The organism is Fibrisoma montanum (assembly GCF_003583365.1).
Classification (GTDB): Bacteria; Bacteroidota; Bacteroidia; order Cytophagales; family Spirosomataceae; genus Fibrisoma; species Fibrisoma montanum.
Genome location: NZ_QXED01000004.1, coordinates 242,549 through 268,096, shown reverse-complemented (window position 1 = coordinate 268,096; position 25,548 = coordinate 242,549). Strand labels below are relative to the sequence as shown.

Genomic DNA, 25,548 nt, shown 5'->3' with positions numbered 1-25,548 from the left:
GGCATGGTAACCGCGGATGATTTACGGCATTTAGCCGGGCTTCTGGAAGGCGAACTACACGACAATTTGACTCAGCGTACACTCTATGCGACGGATGCTTCGGCCTACCGCGAAATGCCGGTCGCGGTGGCGGTTCCGAAAACCGTCGGTGATTTGAAAACGCTGATCAATTTTGCCCGACAGCACAAAACATCGCTGATTCCCCGCACGGCCGGGACCTCACTGGCCGGCCAGGTGGTTGGGGCCGGTATTGTGGTTGACGTGTCCAAGCACTTTACCCAAATTCTGGAAGTCAATCCGGAGGAGCGATGGGTGCGGGTGCAGCCCGGTGTGGTCCGCGATGAACTGAATCTGTTTCTGAAGCCATACGGTCTGTACTTTGGTCCCGAAACCTCAACGGCCAACCGGGCCATGATTGGTGGGATGGTGGGCAACAACTCCTGCGGTTCTAATTCGGTGGTGTATGGTTCTACCCGCGAGCATACCCTGGCCGTAAAAGCCTTGCTGGCCGACGGTAGTGAGGTTTCCTTTGGGCCGATGCCTGCAACTCAGTTTGAGCAGCTGGTATCTACGGCCGGCCAGAAAAACGGCTCCGCTTCGCTGGCCGATCGGATCCTATTACAAACTCACACCGTTCTGTCTGATCCGGCCAACCAGGCCGAAATCCGGCGAAACTTCCCTAAGCAGAGCATTGAACGCCGGAATACAGGCTATGCCCTCGATATGTTACTCGATTGTGCGCCCTTTACGCCGAACGGGGAGCCGTTTAATTTCACCAGACTGATCGCCGGATCGGAAGGTACGCTTTGCTTTCTGACCGAGATCCAACTCAACCTGGTGCCGCTGCCCCCCAGCGAGTCGGGGTTAGTGTGCGTGCATTGCCACTCGATCGACGAAGCGCTCCGGGCTACGCTTACGGCCCTGAAATACAAGCCACAGGCGGTGGAGCTCATTGACGATATTATTCTGGAACAGGCTGACACCAACCCCGAACAGCGTAAGAACTCGTTCTTCGTTCAGAAAACGCCAACCGATCATTACCCGATTATTCTGGTAGTTGATCTGTCGCGCAACGACCGGGCGGAAGTCGAACGTTTAGCGGCTGACATGGAAGCTGACATGCGGGCTGAGGGCCTGGGTTACCATTTTCCGTTGCTGTTTGGTGAGGATACCAAGAAAGTCTGGACGCTCCGCAAAGCTGGCCTTGGCTTGTTGGGCAATCTTCCCGGCGACGAAAAAGCGGTGGCCGTGATTGAAGATACGGCCGTTGATGTGCGTGATCTGCCCGCATACATCCGGGATTTCAACGAGATTCTGGCCAGGCACGGTATGCACTCGGTACACTACGCCCACGCGGGTTCGGGAGAGCTGCATTTGCGGCCTATCATCAACCTCAAAACAGAAGAAGGTCACCGCCAGTATCGGATGATTGCCGAAGAGATTGCTGCGCTGGTGAAAAAGTACGACGGCTCACTGTCGGGCGAGCACGGCGATGGTCGACTGCGGGGCGAGTTTATTCCGCAGATGGTTGGTCCGCATAATTACGAGCTGATGCGGCAGCTTAAGCAAACGTGGGACCCCGACGGCATTTTCAATCCTGGTAAGATCGTCGATACGCCCCCGATGGATACGTTCCTGCGCTACGAAGCCGGCCAACAGACCCCGACGTTTCAGACGTACTTCCGGTATCATGACCAGGACGTGCTGCAGCACGCCGAGCAATGCAACGGCTCCGGCGATTGCCGCAAAACACACCTCTCGGGGGGAACCATGTGCCCCAGCTATATGGCCACCCGCAACGAAAAGGACACTACCCGGGCGCGGGCCAACATCCTGCGCGAAATGCTCACACGGTCGCCGAAAGAGAATCGCTTTGACCATGAGGAGATCAAGGAAGTGTATGACCTGTGCCTGTCCTGCAAAGGCTGTAAATCAGAGTGCCCATCGAACGTGGACGTAGCCAAGCTGAAAGCTGAGTTCCTTCAGCATTACTACGACGCCAATGGCGTACCCATCCGGTCGCGGCTGGTGGCCAACTTCGCCCGGCTGTCGGGCGTGGCATCGCTGGTTCCTTGGGCTTACAACGCGGTGCTGGGCACACCAGCCCTCCGTCGGGTAGCCAACCGGATGATCGGCTTCCACCCCGACCGGACTATGCCTCTGCTGGATAAAACGACGCTGAAGAAATGGGCCAGGAGCAGGGGTGGCAGGGAATGGCAGGGTAACAGCAGGACAAACCCTGCTATCCGCGCAATCCCTGCCAAGCCCCTGCTTTATTTCTTCTGCGACGAGTTTACGAATTACAACGATGTAGAGGTTGGTCAGAAAGCGATTCAGTTGTTTGAGCGGCTGGGCTACGAGGTGGTTATCCCCGAACATGGCGAAAGCGGCCGGGCAGCCTTATCGAAAGGGCTGCTGAAGTACGCTAAAACGCTGGCCGAACGTAACGTCAACGCGTTGAAAGGTATTGTAACGGCTGAAACGCCACTGGTGGGCCTGGAGCCGTCGGCTATTCTTACCTTTCGCGACGAGTACCCCGATCTGGTGAGTGAGTCGCTGGTGGCCGATGCCCGTCGTATTGCTGAACATGCCCTGACGTTCGAAGAATTCATCGCCCGCGAAATCGACGCCAGACGTATCAGGCCGGAGCAGTTTACCAAGGAGAAACGGCTCGTCAAGCTCCACGGCCACTGCCAGCAGAAAGCGGTGTCATCGCTGGTGCCGGGGAAGAAATCGCTGTCCCTTCCGAAGAATTACTCCGTGCAATTGATTCCGTCCGGATGCTGCGGCATGGCCGGATCGTTTGGGTACGAAGCCGAGCACTACGACGTATCGATGAAGATTGGCGAACTGGTGCTGTTCCCGACTGTTCGGCAGCAAGCTGACGATGTGATTATTGCGGCCCCCGGCACCAGTTGCCGCCACCAGATCAAAGACGGTACCGGCCGCAAGGCGAAGCACCCCGCTGAGATTTTGTTTGACGCGCTCGCCTAACCGAGGTCGGCCGCAGGTAATTACCAGGATCGGGACGCCGGGATGATAAAAAACGGCCACAGCATAACCCGATCGAGCGATTACTGAAGTTCGTGAGCTTGAGTGGTATTGGCTCGCTCCACCACCCGACTGCGTTTGAGTTCAGGCAAGCCGTGTCAGACTTCTTAGTCGGCTGGTGACTTATCATGCCCAGTCGAAACATCTGATGATGCTCAGGTTTACCGTATTGTTGTCCGGAATAGCTTGGGTATAAGTAAAGCAAAAGCGTTCAGCGCTCAAAAGGCCATCGTTTTTGCACCGCGGCCGATACCAGAAAAGCGACGATGCCCAGAACACTTACAACCAGGCCGGACAGCATGAACTCCAGGCCCGTAGAGATGAAAATAAACGCCCATACGCCGATGGCCAGCAAAACCGGCAGCGGATACAGTGGCATCCGGAATGGGAACGAAACCGCCACCCCACCCGCCCGGCGTCGTTGATGCAGCCGAAGCAGGCCAACGGCCTGCCCAATGAACTGAACCAGGATACGCATCGCCAGAATGGCCGTAATGACATCCCCCAGTCGGAACAGCAGGCTAAATGCAAAGCCCAGCCCGCCCAGAAACAGCAACGATACGTAGGGGAATTGGCGGGTTGGGTGCAGCCGGGCAAAGATGCGGAAGAAACGCCCATCGGCAGCAGCGGCATACGGTACCCGCGAATAGCCCAGCAGGACGGCAAACAGCGAGGAGAAGGCTACTACCAGCACCAGAACGGTGGCCATCCGGGCCGCTCCCGGTCCATACAGCGTCTCAACAAACGTACTGACAATGAACTCACTATGCTGCGCCTGCTGCCAGGGTACCACGCTTACCACACTGATGTTCATCAGCAGATACAGCACCGCAATGCCAACAATGGAGATAAACATACTGGCCGGAATGTTCCGCGCCGGCTGCCGGATTTCGCTTCCGAGGTGGCAGATGTTATAGTATCCCAGATAACAGTAGATCGTTTTGACCGACGCCTGCCCGAGGCCCGCAGCCATCAACCCACCCCCAACCGACCCCATCGAGGTAATCACCTCCCCTACGGGAATTCGGGCGTTGGTCAGGCCACCGACGATGATCCAGCCGAGAGTAAGCAGCACCGCCCCCCACATGACCAGCCCAATGCGGCCGATGGAGTCGATCTTACGATACAGCAGCGCAATAATCACCAGCACGACTCCACCCGAGACGAGTTTACGCTGCCAGTCGTCGAGTGGCATCAGGTACGAAGCATACTGCGAAAATCCGATGGCCCCCGAGGCCAGTACCAGTGGCGCCTGAATCATGGTCTGCCAGACGTACAGAAACGACATGAGCCGCCCCCATTTCCGTTCGCCGTAGGCGATTTTCAGGAAGTTATAACTACCCCCGGCCTGCGGAAAAGCAGCCCCCAGTTCGGCCCAGACGAAGGCATCAATCAGCGACACAACCGCTCCGAGTACCCAGGCCCACAGAAACTGGGGCCCGCCAATAGTTTTGATAACCAGCGACAAAACCACAAACGGCCCAATCCCGACCATGTCGATCATATTGAGCGCTGTGCCCTGCAACAGGCTTAACCGGCGCGGCAAGGTGACCTCGGATGAGGTAACGGACGGATCAGTAGGCTGGCTGGAAGACGTAGAGTTGGTCAATAGCGTAGAATGTCAATACCAGTTACGTAACTTTTCGGGTTGGTTAACAAAGGATAGAAACCCGCTAAAAGTTCGTTGAAACTACATTTTGCCAATTAATTGCGTTGCCGGCGTCGGCTCCATCCGAATTAAAGAAACCGTGTGACCAGAAAACACCCTGAAAAGGTACGCAAGTAACAGTTCAATTTTTCAAACAAACCCTATAGACAAAGGTTATTAATCCAGTAATCAATAAATGAATAGAATTACTTACGTTATGAAAAAGGCAATTGTTTTAGGAATATGTCTGACCATTGGTGTTGGTACCGGGGTAATGGCTCAGACACAGGGACAGAAACGAAGTTCTAATGGAATGACTTCAAAAGGAGGTGACGCCAATACCAGTTCCGTTGAGGGTATGCAGCGCCGGGGCACTGGTAAGATGTCGTCCGGGGCTACACGCAACGGTAACAGCAACCTGTCGCCTACCTCACCGACGAACACGCAGGGCAGCACATCGGAAGGATCGGCCAGCGTACCGTCGAACGGCGGAGCTAAGGGTACGAACGTAAAATCGCAAGGCAGTGCCAATCGGGCAAAAAGCACGAAAAACGGGACAGCCACCGACGGCGGCCTGACCAGCACCGGAACACCTGATTACGGCACCAATGTCGATCAGAAGTCAACGTCGGGCACGACGGGTGGTTCGAAGCGGCCAACATCGACCAGCGGAGTTCGGAAAGAAGCTCAGACAAGCGATAAGAACGTATCAACCGGCAATCCGCAACCGACAGGGCCGGGCAAACCCGGTACGCCCTCTGGCAACGCCAAAGGGAAACAAGGTGGCGGCAGCACCTACCCAACTCAAAAATCAGGGTCGGGTAGCTCAGGGAACAGCAATCAATAAGTCAATCGTTTCTGTCTGTGAACAGAACGGCCGGCCTACGTAACGTAGGCCGGCCGTTCTGTTTATGTTCATGATCTGGTAAAGCCGACTCAATTGTTTCAATTGAGTAACTCGTCGAAGGTCAGACTGATGTAGTACGTTGATCCGATGTATGGGTTACCGAACGCCTGGAAATAGGGTTTGCCAAACAGGTTGGTGCCCCCAATCTTGACGATTGATTTCAGGTTCGACAGCTTGTAGTTAACCTGCGCATCGAAGTTGTTGATCGCTGGTACAATCGTGTTTGCGTACAAGGGCACCCCCGCTTCCGACGGCTGGCCAAAGCCTTCCCATGTGAATTGATCCTGATGACGGAACGTCAGGGCAAAACCCGCTTTCGACGTAGCGGTCGGCCGCTTGCTGAAGGACAGGTTCCAGCGGTATTCCGGCGTATTAAACCCGGAGGTTTGCAGCTCAGGCGAAGGCGTGAAATTGTTCAGTTTGTTATTCGCAATGTTACCGGAAACGACAAATCCTTTGGGCAGACTGTAGTTCAAGCCCACCGCCCAGCCTGAAGCCGTAATGCGTTCACTGCTGTTGGCCGGTGCCGAGAATACCCGACGCGTATTGCCACTCAGTACGCCCGATGCCAGCGGCAGCAATCCCGGCGCAGCCGAAGCCGTCGGTTGGATCAGAATAACCGAACCGATGAAGTTGGTGTATACGCTGTAGTAGTAATACGCATCGATAAACAACCGCTTGTTGATGATGCCCCGGTACCCAATTTCGTAGTTAGCGACCCGCTCCGGCTTAAACTCCTTGCGCTGGTAGGGTTTTAAATTTGCCAGATTCGCGTTTACCGCCAGCCCTTGTACCACTGCCGGTTTATTAGCCTGAATAGCTGCATTGATTCCCTGTTGAATAGCCGCATCAATAGCCGTTTGATTGTTTGGAATTTGCCCGGCCGTTACGCCTGCCTGTACAGCAGCCACCACCTGAGGGCGAGCTTGCAAAGTAATTAAATCTTCAGCCTGTTTTTGCAGAGCCGGATCAGCCGCCGACTGTAGCACCGCAGCCCCAAAAGCCGCTACGTCGGGGCGGGAGTAGGAGTTCGACAGTTGATAGCGGTCGAAGAACTCCGGCAAGCCGCCAATCAGCCGGGCGTTGGGCGTCTGCAAGTCAATGTACTGATTCTGCGTCGTTGGAATCCGGAAACCCGTCTGATACGACAGTCGGATGTTATGATCGCCAAACGTCGTCACGGCCGACACCCGGGGCGTAAACTGGCCCTTGAAGTTCTGGTTTTTGTCGTACCGTAGCGAACCCGTCAGTTTCAGGTGGTCGCCGAACAGTTGCTTGCTTACCTGGGCAAACCCGCCGTATTCGTTAATAGTAATCGTTCCGGTACGTCCCTCCACCTGATCAGCGAAGAGCGTCCCCTCCGAACGCAGTTGATACATGCGGAAGTTAGCGCCGATCAGGACATCGGCGAACTTGATTTCATTTTTCAGGTTGTACACCCCCTCGGCATGGTACAGGTTCGACTTATCCAGAAACGCCCCGCCCGGGTTTGTCGGATTTGAGATCGGGTTCGTCCGGACAGCCTCGTATAGCCGGTTGTAAGCTTCGGTGCCCGGTACGGGCCGCCCCTGATCAGCAACGCCCCGGGCCGTCAGGTGCGCCTGATCTTCTGACTGCCCTGCCTGACGAGCCTGTGCGAATGCGCCCACGTACTGACCATACCAGACTGAGCTGGGTTTCCAGGCTTCGTTCAGGAAGATGCTGGCCAGACCCGCCGTGTACGACTTGCCCGATCGCTCCTGGGTCGTATAGGCCCGCAGCGTAAAATTGTCGCCCCGCAGTTCGAGCTTACCCTGCGTCAGGTTAAAATCCCGCAGCGAATACCGGCCGTTACCTGTATATACCGTCGTACCGAAGCCGTAGTTGATCTGCCCGATGGCTTCAATTTTTTCCGTCAGCCGGTAGTGGACAGCACCGTTTATTTTAAGGCTTTTGGTGTCGTAATCAACCAGATTTACCTCCGGATAGCCCGTACGGCTTACGTTCCGGTTAGGCAAAAGGGCCAGCGCAGCAGACGGCAGTTGTCGGGCAGCCACCAGCGCCTGTCCAACCGTAAGGATGTTAGCCTGGTTCTCATCGCCGTATACGTTCATTCCGTCATAGTTTATAGCCGTGCCCGGACCCCGATTCGGATCAGCATTTCCCCCACCGTTCAGGTTGGTATAGTTCGTTGCCTGCCAGTCTTTGGCTTTTATGTACGACAGGTTTACTTTGAAAGCCAGCTTGTTGTTAAACGCCTTGGCGTACCGGATCGATGCATCGTAGAAACCGGTCGTTGGCTCGGTACGATTGTCGGCATGCATGATACCCGTCTTTACGTTAGCGCTGAGGCCCTGATACAGAAACGGGCTTTTGCTGTTCAGCAGGATCAGGCCCTGAATCGCGTTTGGCCCGTACAGCGCCGATGCCGCTCCCGGCAGAATCTCGACGCTCTCTACGTCCTGCTCCGGAACGCCCACGATGTTGTCGATGGGAAAGTTCAGGCCCGGCGCGGAGTTGTCCATACCATCGATGAGCTGCACCGTGCGTGGGTTACCGTTGGCACCAAAGCCCCGCATGTTAATTGATTTGAACAGCAGCCCCTGCGTAGAGATGTCGACTCCTTTGAAATTGGCCAACCCACTGTAAAAATCCGGGGCTGGTGTGTTCTGAATGGCCCGGATGTCCATTTTCTCAACCGCTACCGGCGACTTCAGAACACTCTCCTCAACCCGCGAGGCCGACACAACGACCTCCTCGCCAAACGTGACCTGTTCCTTCATTGTAATGTTCAGGTCTGTGCGGTTACCATTGATTGGGAGTTCCTGCGTCTGGTACCCGACCGACGAAACGACGATCGTGAATGGAGCTGGCGTATTGGTCGATAAGGAAAAGTTTCCTTTTGAGTCGGTAATCGTGCCGATCACTTTGCCCTTTACTGTGATACTGACACCTGCCAGCTCTTCCTTCTTTACTTCATCGGTGACCTTTCCAGCAATTCGAACCTGGGCAAACACACTAACTGACATTACACAAAACAGCCAGACCAGTGGTAAAGAATACCTCATAGTTGTACACATAGGTAATTGTAAGTGAATAGGATTAAGTAAACTCGCGGTTTATTTAAATATAAAACTAGATAAAACTCTGCTTTTTGTCCAAAAAATTCTTGATATTAATAAAAAATATGATTTAAAAATTAGTTATATGTCGCTAAGTATCTGTTTAACAAAACTTTAACGCTCTACCTTATACGTAGCTTTTTTCATACAAGGAATGTACGTTACTCGATCTATTGTACTCTTGAGGAACGTCCGTTGAATTTCTGGTTTCAGGTGTGTTCGTGTTACCGGTATGTAGATCGATAGCAAACTGACGGGTAGTAAATTTGATAAGGAGCTGTCTTTTACTAGTCAGCACTCTTTTCTCAACTCATATTCTTTTTCCATGAACAACGACTTCGAACAATCCGGTCGGCGTGATTTCCTGAAGGCCTCCGGCCTGCTGACGGGTAGCGCATTACTAAGCAGCCTGCCTTTTGGATCTATTGCGGGTGGTTATCACCGGTCGGTAGACGATACCATCAAAGTTGCCCTCATCGGTTGCGGTGGACGTGGAACCGGTGCTGCTCAGCAGGCACTCAGTACAAAACAGAACGTCAAGATCGTGGCGATGGCCGATGCCTTCCGCGACCGGCTCGATCAGGCTTATAAGTCGCTGACTGGCCGTGGATTGAAAGCCGCCGATGGCTCCTCTAAAGTAGACGTACCCGAAGACCGGAAGTTTGTCGGGTTCGACGCCTACAAGCAGGCTATTCCGCTCGCCGACGTAGTGATCCTGGCCACGCCACCGGGTTTCCGGCCGAGCCACTTTGAGGAAGCGGTTCGGCAGGGCAAACACGTCTTCATGGAAAAGCCGGTTGCTACCGATGCGCCGGGTGTGAGGAAAGTGCTGGCCGCAGCGGAAGAAGCCAAGAAGAAAAAACTAAACGTAGTAGCCGGTCTGCAGCGTCGCTATCAGCCCAGCTACCGGGAAATGATCAAGCGCATTCACGATGGCGCCCTGGGCGACATTGTTGGTGGGCAGGTTTACTGGGTCAGTGGTGGCGTCTGGCATAAGCCTCGTCAGGCGAATCAGTCCGAGATGGATTACCAGATGCGTAACTGGTATTATTTCAACTGGCTTTGTGGCGACCATATCAACGAGCAGCACGTTCATAACATCGACGTAGCGAACTGGGTAAAGCAGAGCTATCCGATTTCGTGCCAGGGCACCGGTGGCCGCCAAGTGCGGAACGGTAAGGACGACGGCGAAATTTTCGATCACCACATCGTCGATTTCGTTTATGCCGATGGCACAACCATCAATAGCCAATGCAGACACTACGAAGGTACGTTTAGCCGCGTAGATGAGCTGTTCCTTGGTACCAAAGGCAAGGTTGAAGGTATGGAAAAGAAAAGCAGCGCGCTGATGGGCTACAACGGACAGCCAATCTTCTCCTACGCGGCAAAACCGACTGACAATCCGTACCAGATCGAGCACGACGAACTGTTTGAAGCCATTGCCAAAGGCGAATACAAATTTGCCGATGCCGAGCGGACAGCTAAAAGCACCATGACGGCCATTATGGGCCGGATGGCAACGTATTCGGGGAAAGTGGTGAAGTGGGACGAAGCCCTGAACTCGCAGATCGACCTCTTCCCCGAAAAACTGGCCTGGGACGCTATGCCTAAGGTAATCCCCAACGCCGACGGTATCTATCCGATTGCCGTTCCCGGCAAAACGATTGCCGTGTAGAGACACAATATGTTGTGTCTCTACATCCGGAATTCGGCCGACTGCCACCTGCGCAGCCGGCCGTTTTTGTTTTCGAGGATGTACAGTTTTGTGCCGGGAAAGCGACTAATCAACCGACGGCTTTTCCGCCAGCCCGCTACGCTGAATACTTTGGTCAGGGCGTCGGCATGGTATCCATCGGGTGCCAGCACGGTGGCCCGAACGAAATGGCGCAAACCCAGCCCACTCCGGGGGTTCATGACGTGTGAATACCGCCGACCGTTGTATTCCAGATACCGGTACGTATCGCCTGAGGTGGTAATAGCCGCATTTTTCAGATACACCGTCAGCGTATCCGTATCGCCGGCTTTTCCTGAACTGACTGCCACACGCCAGCCGTCCGGTCGGTCGGGTGGCGCATCGCCCGCCAGAACATCGCCCCCCAGATCAATCAAAGCCGAACGGATACCGAAGCCCTGTAACACGGCTAATGCTTCGTCAATGGCCAATCCCTGCCCGATCCCGCCCATGTCGAGCCGCATACCGGCCCGGCGCAACCGAACGGAACGCGTTACTGAATCCAGCTCAATGAACCGGTACCCAACGGATCGCCGGGCTCTTCGACGCTCTTTACCCGACGGAAACGCCTTCCGGCGAACAGCCCGGCGCCATAGGAGCGACAACGGCCCAATGGTTGGATCAAAACGGCCATTCGACAGTCGGGCGATGGTTACTGATTTCTGGAGTACGTCGAAAAGCTCGGGCGAGACCCGTACCCACTGGCCCGAACCACTGGAAGCCGACAGTCGGTTGATTTCACTGCCGTCGAGGTAATCGCTCATGATCTGATTCAGCGAATCCATCCGGGCCGAAACGGCTCCGTTAGCCCGACTGGCGGTCAGGCTATCAGGCGCATAAACCGTTACGTTAAATTGCGTTCCCATGAGCCCTCGGTGGAAACTATAGCGGTGCAGCGGCTGAGCGCCCGCCGGAAGCAACCAACCAAGCAGCAAAAACAGAATGACAAAGCGTAGGGACAAAGCAGGGGGGAATTTGGTTATCGTAACAGCTTACAGAACGAGAGTATGACGATTAAGAACAAATACATTATCCTGGCAGCGGGGTTTTGGTTGGGTGGTATCCTTATGTTGCTGCTGGGGTCAGTCTTAAAGGATCAGTCGTGGGCGGGTACACTTTTCACAATCGGCATTCTGGGGCAGGCCGCCGGTTTCAGTCTGTTCGGCTTTGCCATCATGAAAGGCGCTTTCAACAAAAAAGAGTAATCCTGTTTATCCATTCTGCCACAACTGGGCCAGTATCCGGGCGTTTTCGGCTTCGTCAAAAACGGCGCGAATCGGGATGCGAAATCCTTCTACCGCTACGCTGGTAATTGTTGCGTCCGACGCTTTGACTAATAGCTCATACGTATCGTCCTGCAGCACGTACTGTTCGATAACCTGCTTCTCGGGGTCTACGATCCAGTATTCCCTAACCCCGTGCGATTCATAATCCTGGTATTTGATACCGCGGTCGTTCTCGGCGGTTGAGTCAGAAAGCACCTCAACCACAAAATCAGGCGCCGGAAACTGAGCCTCGCTCGGTTTAAAGTCGCTGGCTTTCTCATTACCCCAGAAACAAACGTCCGGCTCGTAATCATTGCGCGTTAAGGAAACAAGCAGCTTTTCGATGCCAACGTATCCCAGTTTTTTTAGTCGCACGTAAGTTCGAAGTAACTCATATATATTACCCGACGCTTCATTGTGCCGCAACCGAACCGGCGAGTGGTAGTAGATTGCGCCGTTGATGAACTCCATCTTCCGGTTCTCCTCAACAAGGGTGTAGAAATTCGCCCGGGCCGCTTTCTCCAGCTCCAAAGCCGCCTGCAAACGATCAATGAAAATATACGCGTCAGGCATTTGCAGGGCTTGTTCGAGTAAGGTGGCTTGCATGATTTGTCAAATTGGGTTACTAACAAATTTACAATAATCCAGCCTCTTTTTCTGTCTGTTGGCCTGCGACCTGCGCTACCTTGTTTCGCAGGTACATATCGACCAACACCAGCGCGGCCATGGCTTCCACGATCGGCACGGCGCGGGGCACAACGCAGGGATCATGACGGCCTTTGCCCGATACTGTTACGGGCTGGCCGTGCACATCGACGCTGTCCTGATCCTGCATGATGGTAGCCACCGGCTTGAACGCCACCCGGAAGTAAATGTCCTCGCCGTTGCTGATCCCGCCCTGAATGCCTCCCGAATGGTTGGTCTTTGTACGAACGTGGCCCTGCTCGTCGGTATAGAATTCGTCGTTATGCTGCGAACCGTACAACTCTACACCCGCAAAGCCGCTGCCGTACTCAAATCCCTTCACGGCGTTGATACTGAGCATGGCTTTTCCCAGTTCGGCGTGCAGCTTATCGAAAACCGGCTCGCCCCAGCCCACCGGTACCCCTTGGATAACGCAATCGACCACACCACCGATGGAGTCGCCCCGCTTGCGAGTCTCGTCGATGTACTGAAACATGCGCTCGGCCGTTTCAGGATCCGGGCAGCGAACGGCGTTTTCTTCGGCCAGGGGCAGATTCAGCGCCTGATACGGTTTCTCCAGCTTCAACGTGCCCACCTGCGATACGTAGGCCTGTACCTGAACGCCCTGCTGCTGCAACAACAGCTTGGCCACTGCCCCGGCCGCTACCCGGGCGGCCGTTTCGCGGGCCGACGACCGGCCACCACCCCGGTAGTCGCGGGAGCCGTATTTGGCCTGATACGTGTAGTCAGCGTGCGACGGACGAAACTGCCCGGCAATGTGCGAGTAGTCTTTGCTACGCTGGTCGGTGTTACGAATAACAAGGGCAATAGGCGTTCCCTGCGTCCGGCCGTCGAACACCCCCGACAATACCTCAAACTCATCGGCTTCGCGACGCTGGGTTGTGATGCGCGATTGACCGGGTTTGCGCCGATCCAGTTCGTGCTGAATAAAGTCAGTATCGAACGGCAAACCGGCCGGGCAGCCGTCGATCACTACGCCGATAGCCGGCCCGTGCGATTCGCCAAAGGTTGAGATCTTAAAGAGGGTTCCGTATGTACTACTCATAGCCGCAAGTATCGCAGAGATTCAATTGACCAGCAAAATTCGGGTAAATCTGCGGATTCCGCGTAATCGTAGGTTCATCTTCTGAAAAACACAACCAACATGCCCAGTAACATCAGTATGATCAGCACATTAGCTACCGCCCGAACCAACACAGCGCCGTTGATGGGCTGGTCGGTGCTGTCCAGTTTATCAATACCCGCATAAATTGACGTTGGCGTACCGACCCCGGACGAAACGCTCTGCCCTGGTTTCTCAACCCCACCGTCGACCGAAGCTACTGCCGTCGTCGCCGTGCCGATCTGCAACTGTATCTGCGACCGCAGTGTATCGTACCGGGCGGTCTGCGGATTAAAGAAAATCCATTGAAATCGGTCACCGAGTGGCAACGGACCATTCTGGCGCGGAATCAGAAAGTAGGTGAATGTTTTACGGCCGGTCACGCGCCCTCCTGCGCGACTAAGCGTCTGACGTTCTTTCGGCGGAAAAATATCAATGGCCGTAGCCTCCGGGCCGGTGGCCGGCACAGGGGCCTGAAGGGTAGCGATGTTTCCTTCCCCTTCCACGGCAAAGCTATACCGAATGCTCTGCCCAATGCTTACCCGCGTGCGTTCAACGGATTCGGCCAGATGAAACAGACCGACCGGCACCTGACCACGCAGCGGATGGGGCGGCAGCGGCCGAACGTTTACCGTAAGCGGTTTGCTGGTAAACACGACCGTTTCGGACTGCGCCAGCGGAGGGCCAACTTTAGGCCGGGGCCGTGCGAGCCACATCGACACGGCCGGCAATCGGAGAGGCTGGGCCGACAGCGGAAAGTAAATAGCCTGATACAACAAATACTCTCTGAACTTTCGTCCGCTCACCATCACCGGGATGGGCTTCAAGTCATTGATCCCAACGTTTTCTTCCCAGGCGTTGGCGGGGCGAATTTTTTTAAGGATTGTCTGCAACTGTCGATCCAGCGCTGTAAAGCTCAACTCCAGTTCGTAGGGATAATCATCCGCTACGTAGAACGCCAGTGAAAGCGCTACCCCTTCGCCCGCATAAATCGACGAGTGCGACGCTTTGAGGCTGAGAAAAGCCGAACCACTTGGTGGCGTGGCGGGCGTCGTGAGTGTTGTTGCATCGGGACCGCCCGCTACCGCAGCCGCCGGCCGTACAACCAGCACTGCCCCTTCTGATCGGGCCACGAATCCGTTGACGGTTACCGAGAATGGCGCTAATTTGAACCGTCCCGGCGATTTTGCCTGATACGTCTGCGTGACTACTTGATTTACAACCGGTTTATTCTCAACTTCGGACGTTGTAAAGCTCACCGAAGTACCTCGTTTTATAAAACCCGGTATGTCTGGAAAGTCGATTATCGGCCTATTTTCGCTGTTTGGGGCGATCACCGAAATGGTAAAGGGCCGTTCGATCGAAAAAGCGGTTTGACTTAATTCAATAGTTACAAGATTCTCAGCACTTTGTCCAAAAACGGCTGAAATACAACAAAAAAATAATACAAGAAATTTGCGGAATATTTCTAATGGCATCGTTATATTTGAGCAACAATTGCACTTTACACACCGTTATGGCTGTGAGTAGTGATTGAAAACGAAACGTTCAACCAAATTAATAAATCCATAGGCTTTTTAACCAAAAATTAGATGTGAGTATGGCCTCAATGCTGGAATACATTAAAACCATCCTTCAGAAGGTGAGTTTTGATAAGGCCCTGTTTGAAAAAGAGTTGAGTAAAGCCATCGCCATGCTGGTTCCTGAGGAAATTAAACAACTCAAGACCTGGTGTTATGCACAGTTTGGTAAAATTTATCGTGTTGTGCTGAACCGCTGCTTTTCGCGGGTACGGTTTTCCTGAAGAAAACGCTTCTTAGCGATACAAGCCTCCGGCCAACCCGGAGGCTTTTTTGTTGCTTACAACGCAAACCGCTCGCGCATCTCGGGGATGTCGACCCGTGAGAAACCAGCCGCTTCCAGCTTCGCCTTCCAGATCAACTGCTTGTCGTACTCGCCGTGAACGAGAAACAGCTTTTTGACCTGCGTCGGGTCCTGGCAAGCCAGGAATTCCAGCATTTCGCGGTAGTCGGCATGGGCGCTGAACGAATCCATTACAGCCACCTGTGCATTGACGGTAAACGTTTCACCGAAGATTTTCACCTCCCGGTCGCCCCGCTTCAAGGCTCCTCCCAGCGTCACCGGCGATGCGTACCCGACCAGGAGAATCGTGTTGAGGCTATCCTCAATATTGTTCTTGATGTGATGCTTGATCCGTCCGGCCTCCGCCATTCCTGATGAGGAAATAATGATGCAGGGCTCCGACCGGTCGTTGATGGCTTTGGAATCCTCTACGTCGGAAATGTAGTGCAGATTCGGGAAGTCAAAGGCGTTGCCGTCCTTTTTGATGTAACGCAGGATTTGCGGGTTGAAACATTCCTCATGATCGTCCATAACCCGGGTCGCCTTCACCGCCATCGGGCTGTCGATGTAAACGGGCAATCGGGGGAGTTTTCCTTCACTCTCCAGTTGGTCGAGGGCGTAGATCAATTCCTGCGTCCGGTCAACGGCGAAAGCCGGAATAATCAGTTTGCCCCCTCGTTTGACGCACGTATCCTGCACGATTTGCAGCAAATGCGCTTTCATATCCGGCTCGGGTTCGTGCAGTCGGTCGCCGTAGGTCGATTCGCAGATTATGTAGTCGGCCTGCGGGAATGGCTCGGGGCGTTTAAGAATCTGATCGTTAGGCCGGCCAATATCGCCACTGAAAAACAGCCGCTTCTCCTGCCCGTCTTCCTGAATCGCCAGACTGATGGCAGCGCTGCCGAGCAGATGGGCGGTGTCTGTAAACAGTACGCTTATCTGATCGGTGGGCCGGAACAGCTTACCGTAATCCACCGGTTTAAACTGGCGAAGCGCCTGCTCTACATCGGCCTGTTCATAGAGTAGTTCCAGTTCGGGGCGTCCCTGCCGGTTGCGCCGTTCGTTGATGCGCTTCAGGTCTTTTTGCTGAATGTGCGCACTGTCCGACAGCATAATCTCGCACAGGTCGGCCGTTGCGGGGGTTGCGTAGATAGGTCCGGTGAACCCCTCACGAACCAGCCGGGGAATTAATCCCGTATGGTCGATGTGCGCGTGCGACAAAAGCAGAAAGTCAATGCTGGCCGGATCAAAACCAAAATTCTGATTTAGCTCGTCGGTATTGATTCCCTGAAACAGGCCACAATCGAGCAAAATACGGGTGCCACTGTCGGTCGTCAGCAGGTGTTTACTCCCCGTCACGGTGCGGGCTGCACCAAAGAATTGAAGGTTCATATCGGTAAGGGTCGCGATTGAAGGTGTAATTACGTTGATTATATAAAATTTCAAGACCCGGTAAACGTATATTTGTTCAGACTGGTAACTAGGTATGTCGAATCAGCCCGGCTCTGCTTTCACAAAATTCACTCAGCCGTCGACCAGGCACAGGGCTGTTTCCAGACGCCTGTTCCGGCTGGTACGTCGTCCTCTTTTCTGGGCTTTGCCGGTATTCCTGCTGGTTTTCTTCGGCCTTGATCTGCTTTTTCCCCTTCGCACATCGGTACCCTACGCTCCGTTGATTACGGCTCAGGATGGTACAACCCTGCACGCTTTTCTGAGCCGCGATGATAAATGGCGCATGTACGCCGAACTGACGGAAATCACCCCGATTGTCCGCAAAACGATTCTGTTCAAAGAAGACAAGTATTTTTATTATCACGCCGGCTTCAACCCGGTTGCCATGATCCGGGCCGCCGGCCGTAACCTGCTAACCGGCCGACGAACGTCGGGGGCCTCCACCATTACGATGCAGACCGTCCGGTTGCTGGAACCCCGCGAACGGACGTACGGCAGCAAACTGCTTGAACTATTCCGGGCGCTGCAACTGGAACTGCATTTCTCAAAAGATGAAATTCTTCAACTGTATCTGAATCTGATTCCGTACGGCAGCAACATCGAGGGTTTGAAAGCCGCATCGCTGCTGTATTTTGGCAAACCACCCACCCTGCTAAGTCTGGCTGAACTAACCACGCTGACCATCATCCCCAACCGACCGTCGAGCCTGCGGCTGGGCATCAACAATGCGTACATCATGCAGGAACGTAACCGCTGGCTGGCCCGCTTCCGGTCAGCCGGGTTGTTCGATGAGGCCGCTATTGCCGACGCCCTGAACGAACCCCTTACGGCCCGACGCCGGGCCGCTCCGCAGCAGGCTCCCCATCTGGCTCGTCGGCTGCGGACTGCTTATCCAGACACGCCCATCATCCGATCAACGCTTCGGCCGGCGGCTCAGGCTACGGCTGAGCAACTCGTCTACAACTACGTTAACCGGGTCCGGGCCCTGAATATCCACAACGCGGCCGTTCTGGTTGTGGATAACCGAACCCTGGACGTAGTGGCCTACATCGGGTCAGCCGATTATGCGAATACGTTCGATGGGGGGCAGGTAGACGGCGTTCGGGCAGTACGGTCGCCGGGTAGCGCCCTGAAACCCCTGCTGTACGCGCTGGCCTTCGACGAAGGGCTGATTACGCCCAAAACCAAACTGAATGACGTACCCACTAACTTCGGCGGCTATGAGCCGGACAACTATGATCGGCGCTTCAACGGCTCCGTTACGGCGGAGTTTGCCCTGGCCAACTCGCTGAATATTCCGGCGGTAGCCCTGCTTAAAGACATTGGTACGCCCACCTTCATTTCAATGATGCGCAAAGCCGGCTTCTCGACTATCCAGAAACAGGCGAAGGACCTGGGGCTTTCAATGATTCTGGGCGGATGTGGTGTTACCCTGGAAGAAATGACGCGGCTCTACACGGGTTTCGCTAATGAAGGGGTTGTGGGGGCATTGGCGTTGACCTCACCAATCGTAGGCCCGGCCCCGCTTTCAAAAGAAGAGAGGACGGGGCCGGGCCGACGATCGGTGAGGTTGACTAAATCCTTTTCCCCGGAAGCCGCTTATCTGGTCACGCACACGCTGACCCAGATTACCCGCCCGGATCTGCCCAACAACTTTGATAACAGCTACCACCTGCCCCGTATCGCCTGGAAAACCGGCACGTCGTACGGTCGGCGCGACGCCTGGAGCATTGGCTATAACCGAAACTTCACCATCGGTGTCTGGGTCGGAAACTTTTCGGGGGCCGGTGTTGCGGAACTAAGTGGAGCCAATACCGCCACGCCCCTGCTGTTTCAACTGTTCAACGCCCTGGACTACAACTCAGCCCGGGGGTGGTTCAAGCCGCCCAAAGGATTAGCAATGCGTCGGATCTGCCCCGAAACCGGCGATACTCCCGGCGAATTCTGTACAAATCCAGTAACCGATTACTGCATCATGGGCGTATCCCGGTTTCGGCGCTGCCAGCACCGGCGGGCCGTGTCGACCAATGCAGCCGGTACGATCTCCTACTGTACGTACTGCCTTCCGGATCAGCACGAAGCCATCGTGCGTCGGTCGTACCCAAACCTGACACCGGACCTGATGGCTTTCTATCGGAGCAGGCACATTCCGTTCGAGACCGTACCGCCCCACAACCCTGCCTGCGAACGGGTGTTCGGCGATACTCAATCCGGACCGCAGATCGTTAGCCTGAACGACGGCAGCGAATACTTTATCAATCCCCGGCAACCGGTCGAAATGGAACTGAGTTGCCTGGCAGCCAACGACGTACAAACCGTATTCTGGTACCTCAATGATAAGCTATACCAGAAAGCGTCGCCCGGCGAAGGCGTCTTTTTCAGGCCCCGCCCCGGTGTGCTGACCGTTTCGTGCGCCGACGATAAAGGCCGGCATAGCAACGTGCGGGTAGTCATCCGATCTGAGTAATGATAACCATTTCTTTATTTTGCATTCTGAGGAAAAACCATCATTTTTCCGGCCTTAAATATTATATCAATGAAACTTGCTTCACTAGTAGTAACCGTCTTTTTGTTTACAACGACCACGTTTGCTCAACAGACTACCGACCCAGCTCAGGACCCTACAGCCCTCGGCAATGCCTTTTTCAAAGCCATGCTGGATGAAGATGGCAACACAATGGGAAAACTGCTGGCCAACGACTTTTTCCTGACCAGCTTTGACGGCCAGGGCATTGAGCGCGATTTGCTGCTACAGGCCATCAGTGGCGGCTACGTAGTGGTCGACAACGCTACGGTTTCCGAAACACGCACCCGCACCTACAACAGCAATTCGGCGGTGATGACCGGTTTTTGGAAAGTCAAAGGGAATGTGCAGGGCAATGCGTTCGACTACAACGCAGCGTTTTCGGTCATTTGTGCCAAGCAGGGCGACGCCTGGAAGATTGTTAACGTTCAGTTTACGCCGGTACGGCAATAGCAGCCTTCCGGAAGTTTGCCGTTCGCTAAGTCGATACGGCCAGTTCCCGTAAAATTGACACCCACTCACCTGGAATGAGTGGGTTTTTCGTTAGTATGCCGTGAGTTAGCTACCCTCTACAATGAAACCTACCGTCTTTTTCCGGCCCCTGCTTTTTGTTGCCCTATTCTTTTTTATTGGGCTGGGCTGCACCCATTTACCGTTCAATGAAGTGACCGTTGTGGGCCGCAACTTCGGCGACGAAATCCAGCGAACCCAGAACCTGACCTTTTCTTTCAACAAGAACGTTGGCCCGGAAACTGGCCTCGACGAATGGGACTCAACGCAGTACGTTCGGTTTATCCCGGCCGTTCGGGGAAAGTTTAAGTGGATCTCCCCCAACGAACTGGTGTTTTCGCCGGCCGTCGCTTTCGATGCGGCTACCGACTACCGGGCTGAATTAACCGACGATCTGCTGAAGCGGTCGGCAACAAAAGACCTTAACGTGTCGGGCGAGGCCATTGCGTTTCATACCCCCTATCTCCAGCTCACGGGTACCGAAACCTGGTGGACGCGCTCCCGCGAAACCAGTCAGCCCGTCGCTAAAGCCCGGCTGAACTTCAACTATCCGGTGTCCTCGGCGGAGGTCTCGACCAAACTGACAGTTTCGGCAGATGATAAACCGCTGACCCCTCAGCTACTGCAAGGGGGCGAAGGCCCCGAATCGGCGGATCGGCGTTCGCTGGTAGAACTGGCCTTACCCAACGCACCGGCGTTGAAAAACGAGCAGCCGCTGGCTCTGAAAATAGGGCAAGGCGTTAAAGTGCTCAACACCGCCTACACCACTAAGGAGGCCATTGAACAAACCAGTACGCTACCATCCCGCTACCGAATTGAGATCGCCGACGTAGAGACCGGCTTTAACGACAACCGACCGGGTGGGCCACGCGGCCAGGTACGGGTCATCACGACGCAGGAACTGCAGCCGGGCGATCTGAGCCAGTATTATACCATTCAGCCCCAGATCGAAACGACCGCCGAGCTGACCGAGAACGGGTTCATCATCCGGGGCGACTTCAACGAAACGGACACCTACGTACTGACCCTGACCGATCAGATACGGGGGGTGCTGAATACAAAGCTGGACGAGCCCGTAACCCGCGATCTGTTTTTTGGCAAAATGCCCGCCAGCATTCAGTTTGCAAGCAAAAAGGCACTTTACCTGTCGTCGAAAGGAGCCCGCAACGTGGGTTTGTCCATTGTTAACGTACCCCGCGTGCAGGTCAGAATCGCCAAAGTATTTGAGAACAATCTACTGAACTACCTGCGTAGTTACCGTTACGAGGAATACGCCGAAACCGCCGACGGTAGCTGGCAACCCAACGGAAAGTTCAATTACAACGACGATGAGCAGGAGCAACTGAGCAACCTGCTGGTGAACAAAACCGTCGAAACGACCGATCTGCCCAAAGTCAGGGGGGTGTCTGCGCTGAACATCGCGCTGCCTGATCAACCGAACGCCTACCGGGGGGTGTATCTGGTTACGGTCGGGTCAAAAAATGAAGCGTACCTGCGTAGCAGTCAACTGGTTTCGGTTTCGGATATCGGCCTGGTGGCCCGACACACCCCGGACGAGGTGCTCGTGTGGGCTAATTCCATCCGCACCGCCGAACCCCTCCAGGGCGTGGAGATCACGCTGGTCAGCAGCAACAACCAATCGGTGGCCACGCAGAAAACCGACGGCAGCGGCTTTGTGCGCTTTGAAAAAGTAAACGAAAAAGCACCCGGCTTTACCATTGCCTTGCTGACCGCCCGCACGCAGGAAGATTTTAACTTTATTCACCTGCCCGATACGCAGGTCGAAACGTCGCGCTTTGAGGTGGAGGGCAAACGGGACAATGCATCGGGCTTTGATGCGTTCGTGTACGGCGACCGCGACATCTACCGCCCCGGCGAAACCATCCATCTGAACACCATCATCCGGTCGGCTACCTGGCAGAGTGTCGGCGAGGTGCCCGTTACGGTGCGGGTACTGATGCCCAATGGCCGCGAGTTTCGGGCGTTTCGTAAAACCACCAATAGCCAGGGCGCCGTGACGACCGACATCCCTCTTGACCCGGCGGCCGTAACGGGTACGTATAGCGTTGAGATTCAGAACGCGAATGGTACGCTGCTCACGTCGCAGCCGATCAGCGTGGAGGAGTTTGTACCGGACCGTATTAAAGTGGATGTGCTGACGGATAAAACCGCCTACGCAGCCGGGCAGACCATCACGTTGTCGGCTACGGCCCTGAACCTGTTTGGCCCACCAGCCAGCGACCGGGCTTATGAAATGGAACTGCAACTGAAGCGGAAAGTCTTCGCGCCCAAGGGATATGATGCGTACAGTTTTGACATTCCAAACGAAACCACCTTTCAGAAAGAACTCCGCCAGGGGCGAACCAACGCGAACGGGCAAGCCACCGAGCGCTTCCCGATTTCACCTTTATACCAGGAGATCGGCATGCTGGAAGGCAAGCTGTTCGTGACGGTGTTCGATGAAAACGGTCGGCCGGTCAACCGGCTCCGGCGCTTCGACGTACTGACGCAGACTACTTTCTACGGCGTCCGGCTGGCCGACCGCTACGTTGCTACCAATGCGCCGGTTGCGGTCGAACTGGTGGCGCTGGACCCGGCGGGGCAGCTTCGCCCGGCGGCCTCGGCGTTGGTTGAGGTCGTCCGGTTCGATTATCAGACCGTAATTGAAAAGAAAAACGAGCAGATCCGGTACAGTACGCGGAAGCGCGAAAAATCCGTTTATACCAACGCCCTTACTTTCAAAGGAGGGAAAGCGTCGTTCCGCTACGTACCGACCGTATCGGGCGAATACCAGATCCGGATTCGCCGACCCAATCAGGCCGAGAAGTCGGCGGTGAACTACGCGGCCACTGGTTTTTATGCCTATGGCTACGGCAGCACAGCCGCGTCGTCGTTCGAGGTCAGTCAGGAAGGCCAGGTGTTGATGACGCTCGACAAACCGGCCTATAAGGTCGGCGATCAGGCGAAGGTGCTGTTCAAGGCGCCCTTCGACGGTAAACTACTCGTAACGGTCGAGCGCAACCGGGTGGTCGAATACCACTGGCTGAACACGGATAACAAATCGGCCGAATGGAGCTTCCCGGTCGGAAACGAGCACCTGCCGAACGTCTACGTAACGGCTACGCTGATCCGCGCCATTGATGCGAATGGGACCAATTTACCGTTGACGGTTGCTCACGGTTTTGCGCCGGTACCGGTCAGCGCCGATGATACGCAGCTGCCCGTTACCATTACGGCCGTGGCCCAGTCGCGATCAAAAACCAAACAGACCATCCGCGTGAAAACCCGGGCTAATGCGCAGGTAACGCTGGCAGTAGTGGACGAAGGAATTCTTCAATTGAAAAATTTCCGCACGCCCGACATTCACGGCTTCTTTTACCAGAAACGGGCGCTCGAAGTCGGCAGCCACGATCTGTACGCCCTGCTCTATCCGGAGTTGTCGCTGAATGCTACGTCGAGCGTGGGGGGCGACGGCTACGATCTGGAACGGCGCGTTAATCCGCTCAGCAATGGCCGGGTGAAGCTGGTGGCGCTCTGGAGTGGTATTCTGGAAACGGGGCTCGATGGCGAAGCTGAGTTTACGGTCGATATTCCGCAATTTTCGGGCGATCTGCGCATCATGGCCGTTGCTTACAAAGACAATGCGTTCGGATCGGCCAATACGAACATGAAGGTAGCCGACCCCATTGTGATCAGCGCCGGTGTGCCGCGCTTCCTGACGCCCGGCGATGAACTTGAACTACCCGTTAACCTGACCAATACAACCCCAAAAGCAGCCGCCGTTACAGCCCGGCTGTCCGTGACGGGGCCGCTGACAATCGTGACCGACAGCGCATCATCGCCCGTGCAGACGCTCACCATCCAGCCGGGTCGCGAAAGCCGCACCCTATTCCGCGTCCGGGCCCGATCAGCCATCGGTACGGGTGCACTTGTCGTAACCGTCAATGGAGTCGGCGCTTCGCTGCGGGGCGAATCCTTCACCGAGAAAACGGACGTAACGGTCCGACCGGCGGCTTCGCTCGTGAAAACGAGTGCATCAGGAGCCGTACCGGGCGGCCAAAGCCAGGCGATTCAACTACCCGGCGGCTTTCTGCCGGGAACAGCGCGGACCAGCATCACGCTGAGCCGGTCGCCGGTTGCGCAGTACGGCCGGGAGTTGTCGTATCTGCTCGGCTACCCACACGGCTGCATCGAACAGACTATTTCGAAAGCGTTTCCGCAGATATACTTTGCCGATCTGGTCAAAACCATTGGCCAGGGTGGCGTGTATTTCGTCCGCAACGGCGAAAGTGATCTGAATCCGGCTACCAATGTCCGGCAGGGCATTCAAACCGTCGAAGGGGTACAAACCTACAACGGTGGCTTCTCGATGTGGCCGGGCTTTCCCCGCGAAGACCCGTGGGCTACGGCCTACGCGGTGCATTTTCTCACCGAAGCCCAGCAGGCCGGCTACGAAGTCCGTGGTTCGGTGTTGAGCAAAGCCATCGACTACCTGACCAACCTGACGAGCAATCCGAGTGCAGGCCTGTCCCGCACCGAAACCGACGTTCGTTACGACGAAACGGGGCAGCGGGTTCCGGGCGACCGAACAGCTCGGACAGTGGCTAGCCGAACCGCCATATATGGCCTGTACGCACTCGCTGCAGCCGGTAAGCCGAACCGCCCGGCCATGAACTATTACAAACAGAACGTCGGCCTGCTTACTCCCGATACTCGGTATCTGCTGGCGGCCGCATTTGCCCGTATCGGCGACACACGCGGCTACTCAGCCCTGCTGCCAAAACGCTTTGTCGATTCTACCACGGGTCGGCAAACCGGCGACAGCTACGCATCTCCCCTGCGGAACCTGGCCCTGGTCTTACATTCACTGGTCGATTCGGATCCGGACAACCTGCAGATTCCAACCCTGGCCCGGCAATTGTCGGCCGCCGTTCGCCAGACAAATTACCTCAACACCCAGGAAGCGGCTTTTGCCCTTTTAGCACTGGGTAAGCTGGCCCGGCAGAACGCCGGCAATACGGCTACTGCTACGGTGCTGGCCGGCGGCAAGTCAGTTGGTGCATTGACCGAAGCCCCGGTACAGATCAGACGCCTGCCGGTTGGGCAACCGTTGACAGTCAACACGAAGGGAACCGGAACGATCTATTATTTTGCCCAGAGCGAAGGTGTTCCGGCCAGCGGAACCGTTGCCGAAGAAGACAACGGGCTATCCGTTCGGCGTGAGTTTCTCAGCCGCGATGGCAAACCGATCGGTACGTTCCGGCAGAATGATCTGGTGGTAGTCAAGCTGACCCTGCTTAGCCAGAATGGCCTGACGGTCGACAATGTAGTCGTTACGGACTTACTTCCGGCCGGCTTTGAGGTAGAAAATCCCCGGCTGACCGAACCCCGGGATATGCCGTGGATTCAGAAACCGAGCGTTCCAGATCATTTTGATGTTCGGGACGACCGGATCAATTTCTACACGAAAGCAGATAACACCGAACGAACTTTCTACTACCTCGTTCGGGCGGTCTCGAAAGGACGGTTTGTGCTGGGCCCCGTTTCGGCAGATGCCATGTACAATCCCGATTACCGGAGTTACAACGGTGCCGGGGCCATAACCATTAAATAGTTGCAGCCGGGGTTTCAGTACGTGGTTCTAAATGGTTAGCAAACAACGTACTGAAGCCCCGGCCGAATGCGCAA

15 protein-coding genes are annotated in these 25,548 nt (G+C 55.2%); 8 read left to right on the top strand and 7 right to left on the bottom strand.

Features of this window, described 5'->3' with window-relative positions; translation table 11 throughout:
* Positions 1-3 precede the first annotated feature (3 nt).
* Positions 4-2,994 (top strand): FAD-binding and (Fe-S)-binding domain-containing protein, encoded by a 2,991-nt coding sequence (locus DYU11_RS15125; protein ID WP_119668535.1) that lies wholly within the window; start codon positions 4-6, stop codon positions 2,992-2,994.
* 268 nt (positions 2,995-3,262) lie between these two features.
* Here the strand turns inward: DYU11_RS15125 and DYU11_RS15120 are convergent, their stop codons facing one another.
* Complete coding sequence (locus DYU11_RS15120) at positions 3,263-4,660, bottom strand: APC family permease (protein WP_119668534.1); 1,398 nt, start codon at positions 4,658-4,660, stop codon at positions 3,263-3,265.
* 352 nt (positions 4,661-5,012) lie between these two features.
* Between DYU11_RS15120 and DYU11_RS15115 the strand changes: the two genes are divergently transcribed.
* Complete coding sequence (locus DYU11_RS15115) at positions 5,013-5,546, top strand: hypothetical protein (protein ID WP_119668533.1); 534 nt, start codon at positions 5,013-5,015, stop codon at positions 5,544-5,546.
* A gap of 98 nt (positions 5,547-5,644) precedes the next feature.
* On the opposite strand, the gene DYU11_RS15110 is transcribed toward DYU11_RS15115, so the two are convergent.
* Positions 5,645-8,653, bottom strand: a complete 3,009-nt coding sequence (locus tag DYU11_RS15110; protein ID WP_229365847.1) for a carboxypeptidase-like regulatory domain-containing protein — start codon at positions 8,651-8,653, stop codon at positions 5,645-5,647.
* Positions 8,654-9,032: 379 nt separating this feature from the next.
* On the opposite strand from DYU11_RS15110, the gene DYU11_RS15105 reads away from it, so the two are divergent.
* Positions 9,033-10,382 carry a Gfo/Idh/MocA family protein gene (locus DYU11_RS15105; RefSeq protein WP_119668531.1) on the top strand — a complete coding sequence of 450 codons (1,350 nt, stop codon included), beginning with the start codon at positions 9,033-9,035 and terminating at the stop codon, positions 10,380-10,382.
* 20 nt (positions 10,383-10,402) lie between these two features.
* Here the strand turns inward: DYU11_RS15105 and DYU11_RS15100 are convergent, their stop codons facing one another.
* The gene (locus DYU11_RS15100) at positions 10,403-11,401 is read right to left on the bottom strand and encodes an FAD:protein FMN transferase (RefSeq protein ID WP_119668530.1); all 999 of its coding nucleotides are present in this window, start codon (positions 11,399-11,401) and stop codon (positions 10,403-10,405) included.
* A 45-nt stretch (positions 11,402-11,446) separates the two neighbouring features.
* Between DYU11_RS15100 and DYU11_RS15095 the strand changes: the two genes are divergently transcribed.
* The gene (locus tag DYU11_RS15095) at positions 11,447-11,644 is read left to right on the top strand and encodes a hypothetical protein (RefSeq protein WP_119668529.1); all 198 of its coding nucleotides are present in this window, start codon (positions 11,447-11,449) and stop codon (positions 11,642-11,644) included.
* A gap of 6 nt (positions 11,645-11,650) precedes the next feature.
* On the opposite strand, the gene DYU11_RS15090 is transcribed toward DYU11_RS15095, so the two are convergent.
* From DYU11_RS15090 to DYU11_RS15080, 3 genes are all read right to left on the bottom strand, one after another.
* On the bottom strand, positions 11,651-12,310 hold the full coding sequence (locus DYU11_RS15090; protein WP_119668528.1) for a Uma2 family endonuclease: 660 nt from the start codon (positions 12,308-12,310) through the stop codon (positions 11,651-11,653).
* 28 nt (positions 12,311-12,338) lie between these two features.
* Positions 12,339-13,454 (bottom strand): chorismate synthase, encoded by a 1,116-nt coding sequence (aroC, locus tag DYU11_RS15085; protein ID WP_119668527.1) that lies wholly within the window; start codon positions 13,452-13,454, stop codon positions 12,339-12,341.
* A 74-nt stretch (positions 13,455-13,528) separates the two neighbouring features.
* Entirely contained in the window at positions 13,529-14,770 is a 1,242-nt protein-coding gene (locus tag DYU11_RS15080) for a BatD family protein (RefSeq protein WP_229365846.1), read from the bottom strand.
* A 341-nt stretch (positions 14,771-15,111) separates the two neighbouring features.
* Between DYU11_RS15080 and DYU11_RS15075 the strand changes: the two genes are divergently transcribed.
* Positions 15,112-15,315, top strand: a complete 204-nt coding sequence (locus tag DYU11_RS15075) for a hypothetical protein (RefSeq protein ID WP_119668525.1) — start codon at positions 15,112-15,114, stop codon at positions 15,313-15,315.
* Positions 15,316-15,371: 56 nt separating this feature from the next.
* On the opposite strand, the gene DYU11_RS15070 is transcribed toward DYU11_RS15075, so the two are convergent.
* A complete protein-coding gene (locus tag DYU11_RS15070; protein WP_119668524.1) occupies positions 15,372-16,766 on the bottom strand; it encodes an MBL fold metallo-hydrolase RNA specificity domain-containing protein in 1,395 nt (464 codons plus the stop codon).
* Positions 16,767-16,860: 94 nt separating this feature from the next.
* On the opposite strand from DYU11_RS15070, the gene pbpC reads away from it, so the two are divergent.
* From pbpC to DYU11_RS15055, 3 genes are all read left to right on the top strand, one after another.
* Positions 16,861-19,293: a penicillin-binding protein 1C gene (gene pbpC, locus DYU11_RS15065; RefSeq protein WP_119668523.1), complete on the top strand. Its 2,433-nt coding sequence runs from the start codon at positions 16,861-16,863 to the stop codon at positions 19,291-19,293.
* A 69-nt stretch (positions 19,294-19,362) separates the two neighbouring features.
* A complete protein-coding gene (locus DYU11_RS15060) occupies positions 19,363-19,803 on the top strand; it encodes a nuclear transport factor 2 family protein (protein ID WP_119668522.1) in 441 nt (146 codons plus the stop codon).
* Between the two features lie 121 nt (positions 19,804-19,924).
* Positions 19,925-25,474: an alpha-2-macroglobulin family protein gene (locus DYU11_RS15055; protein WP_119668521.1), complete on the top strand. Its 5,550-nt coding sequence runs from the start codon at positions 19,925-19,927 to the stop codon at positions 25,472-25,474.
* The last annotated feature ends 74 nt before the right edge of the window (positions 25,475-25,548 follow it).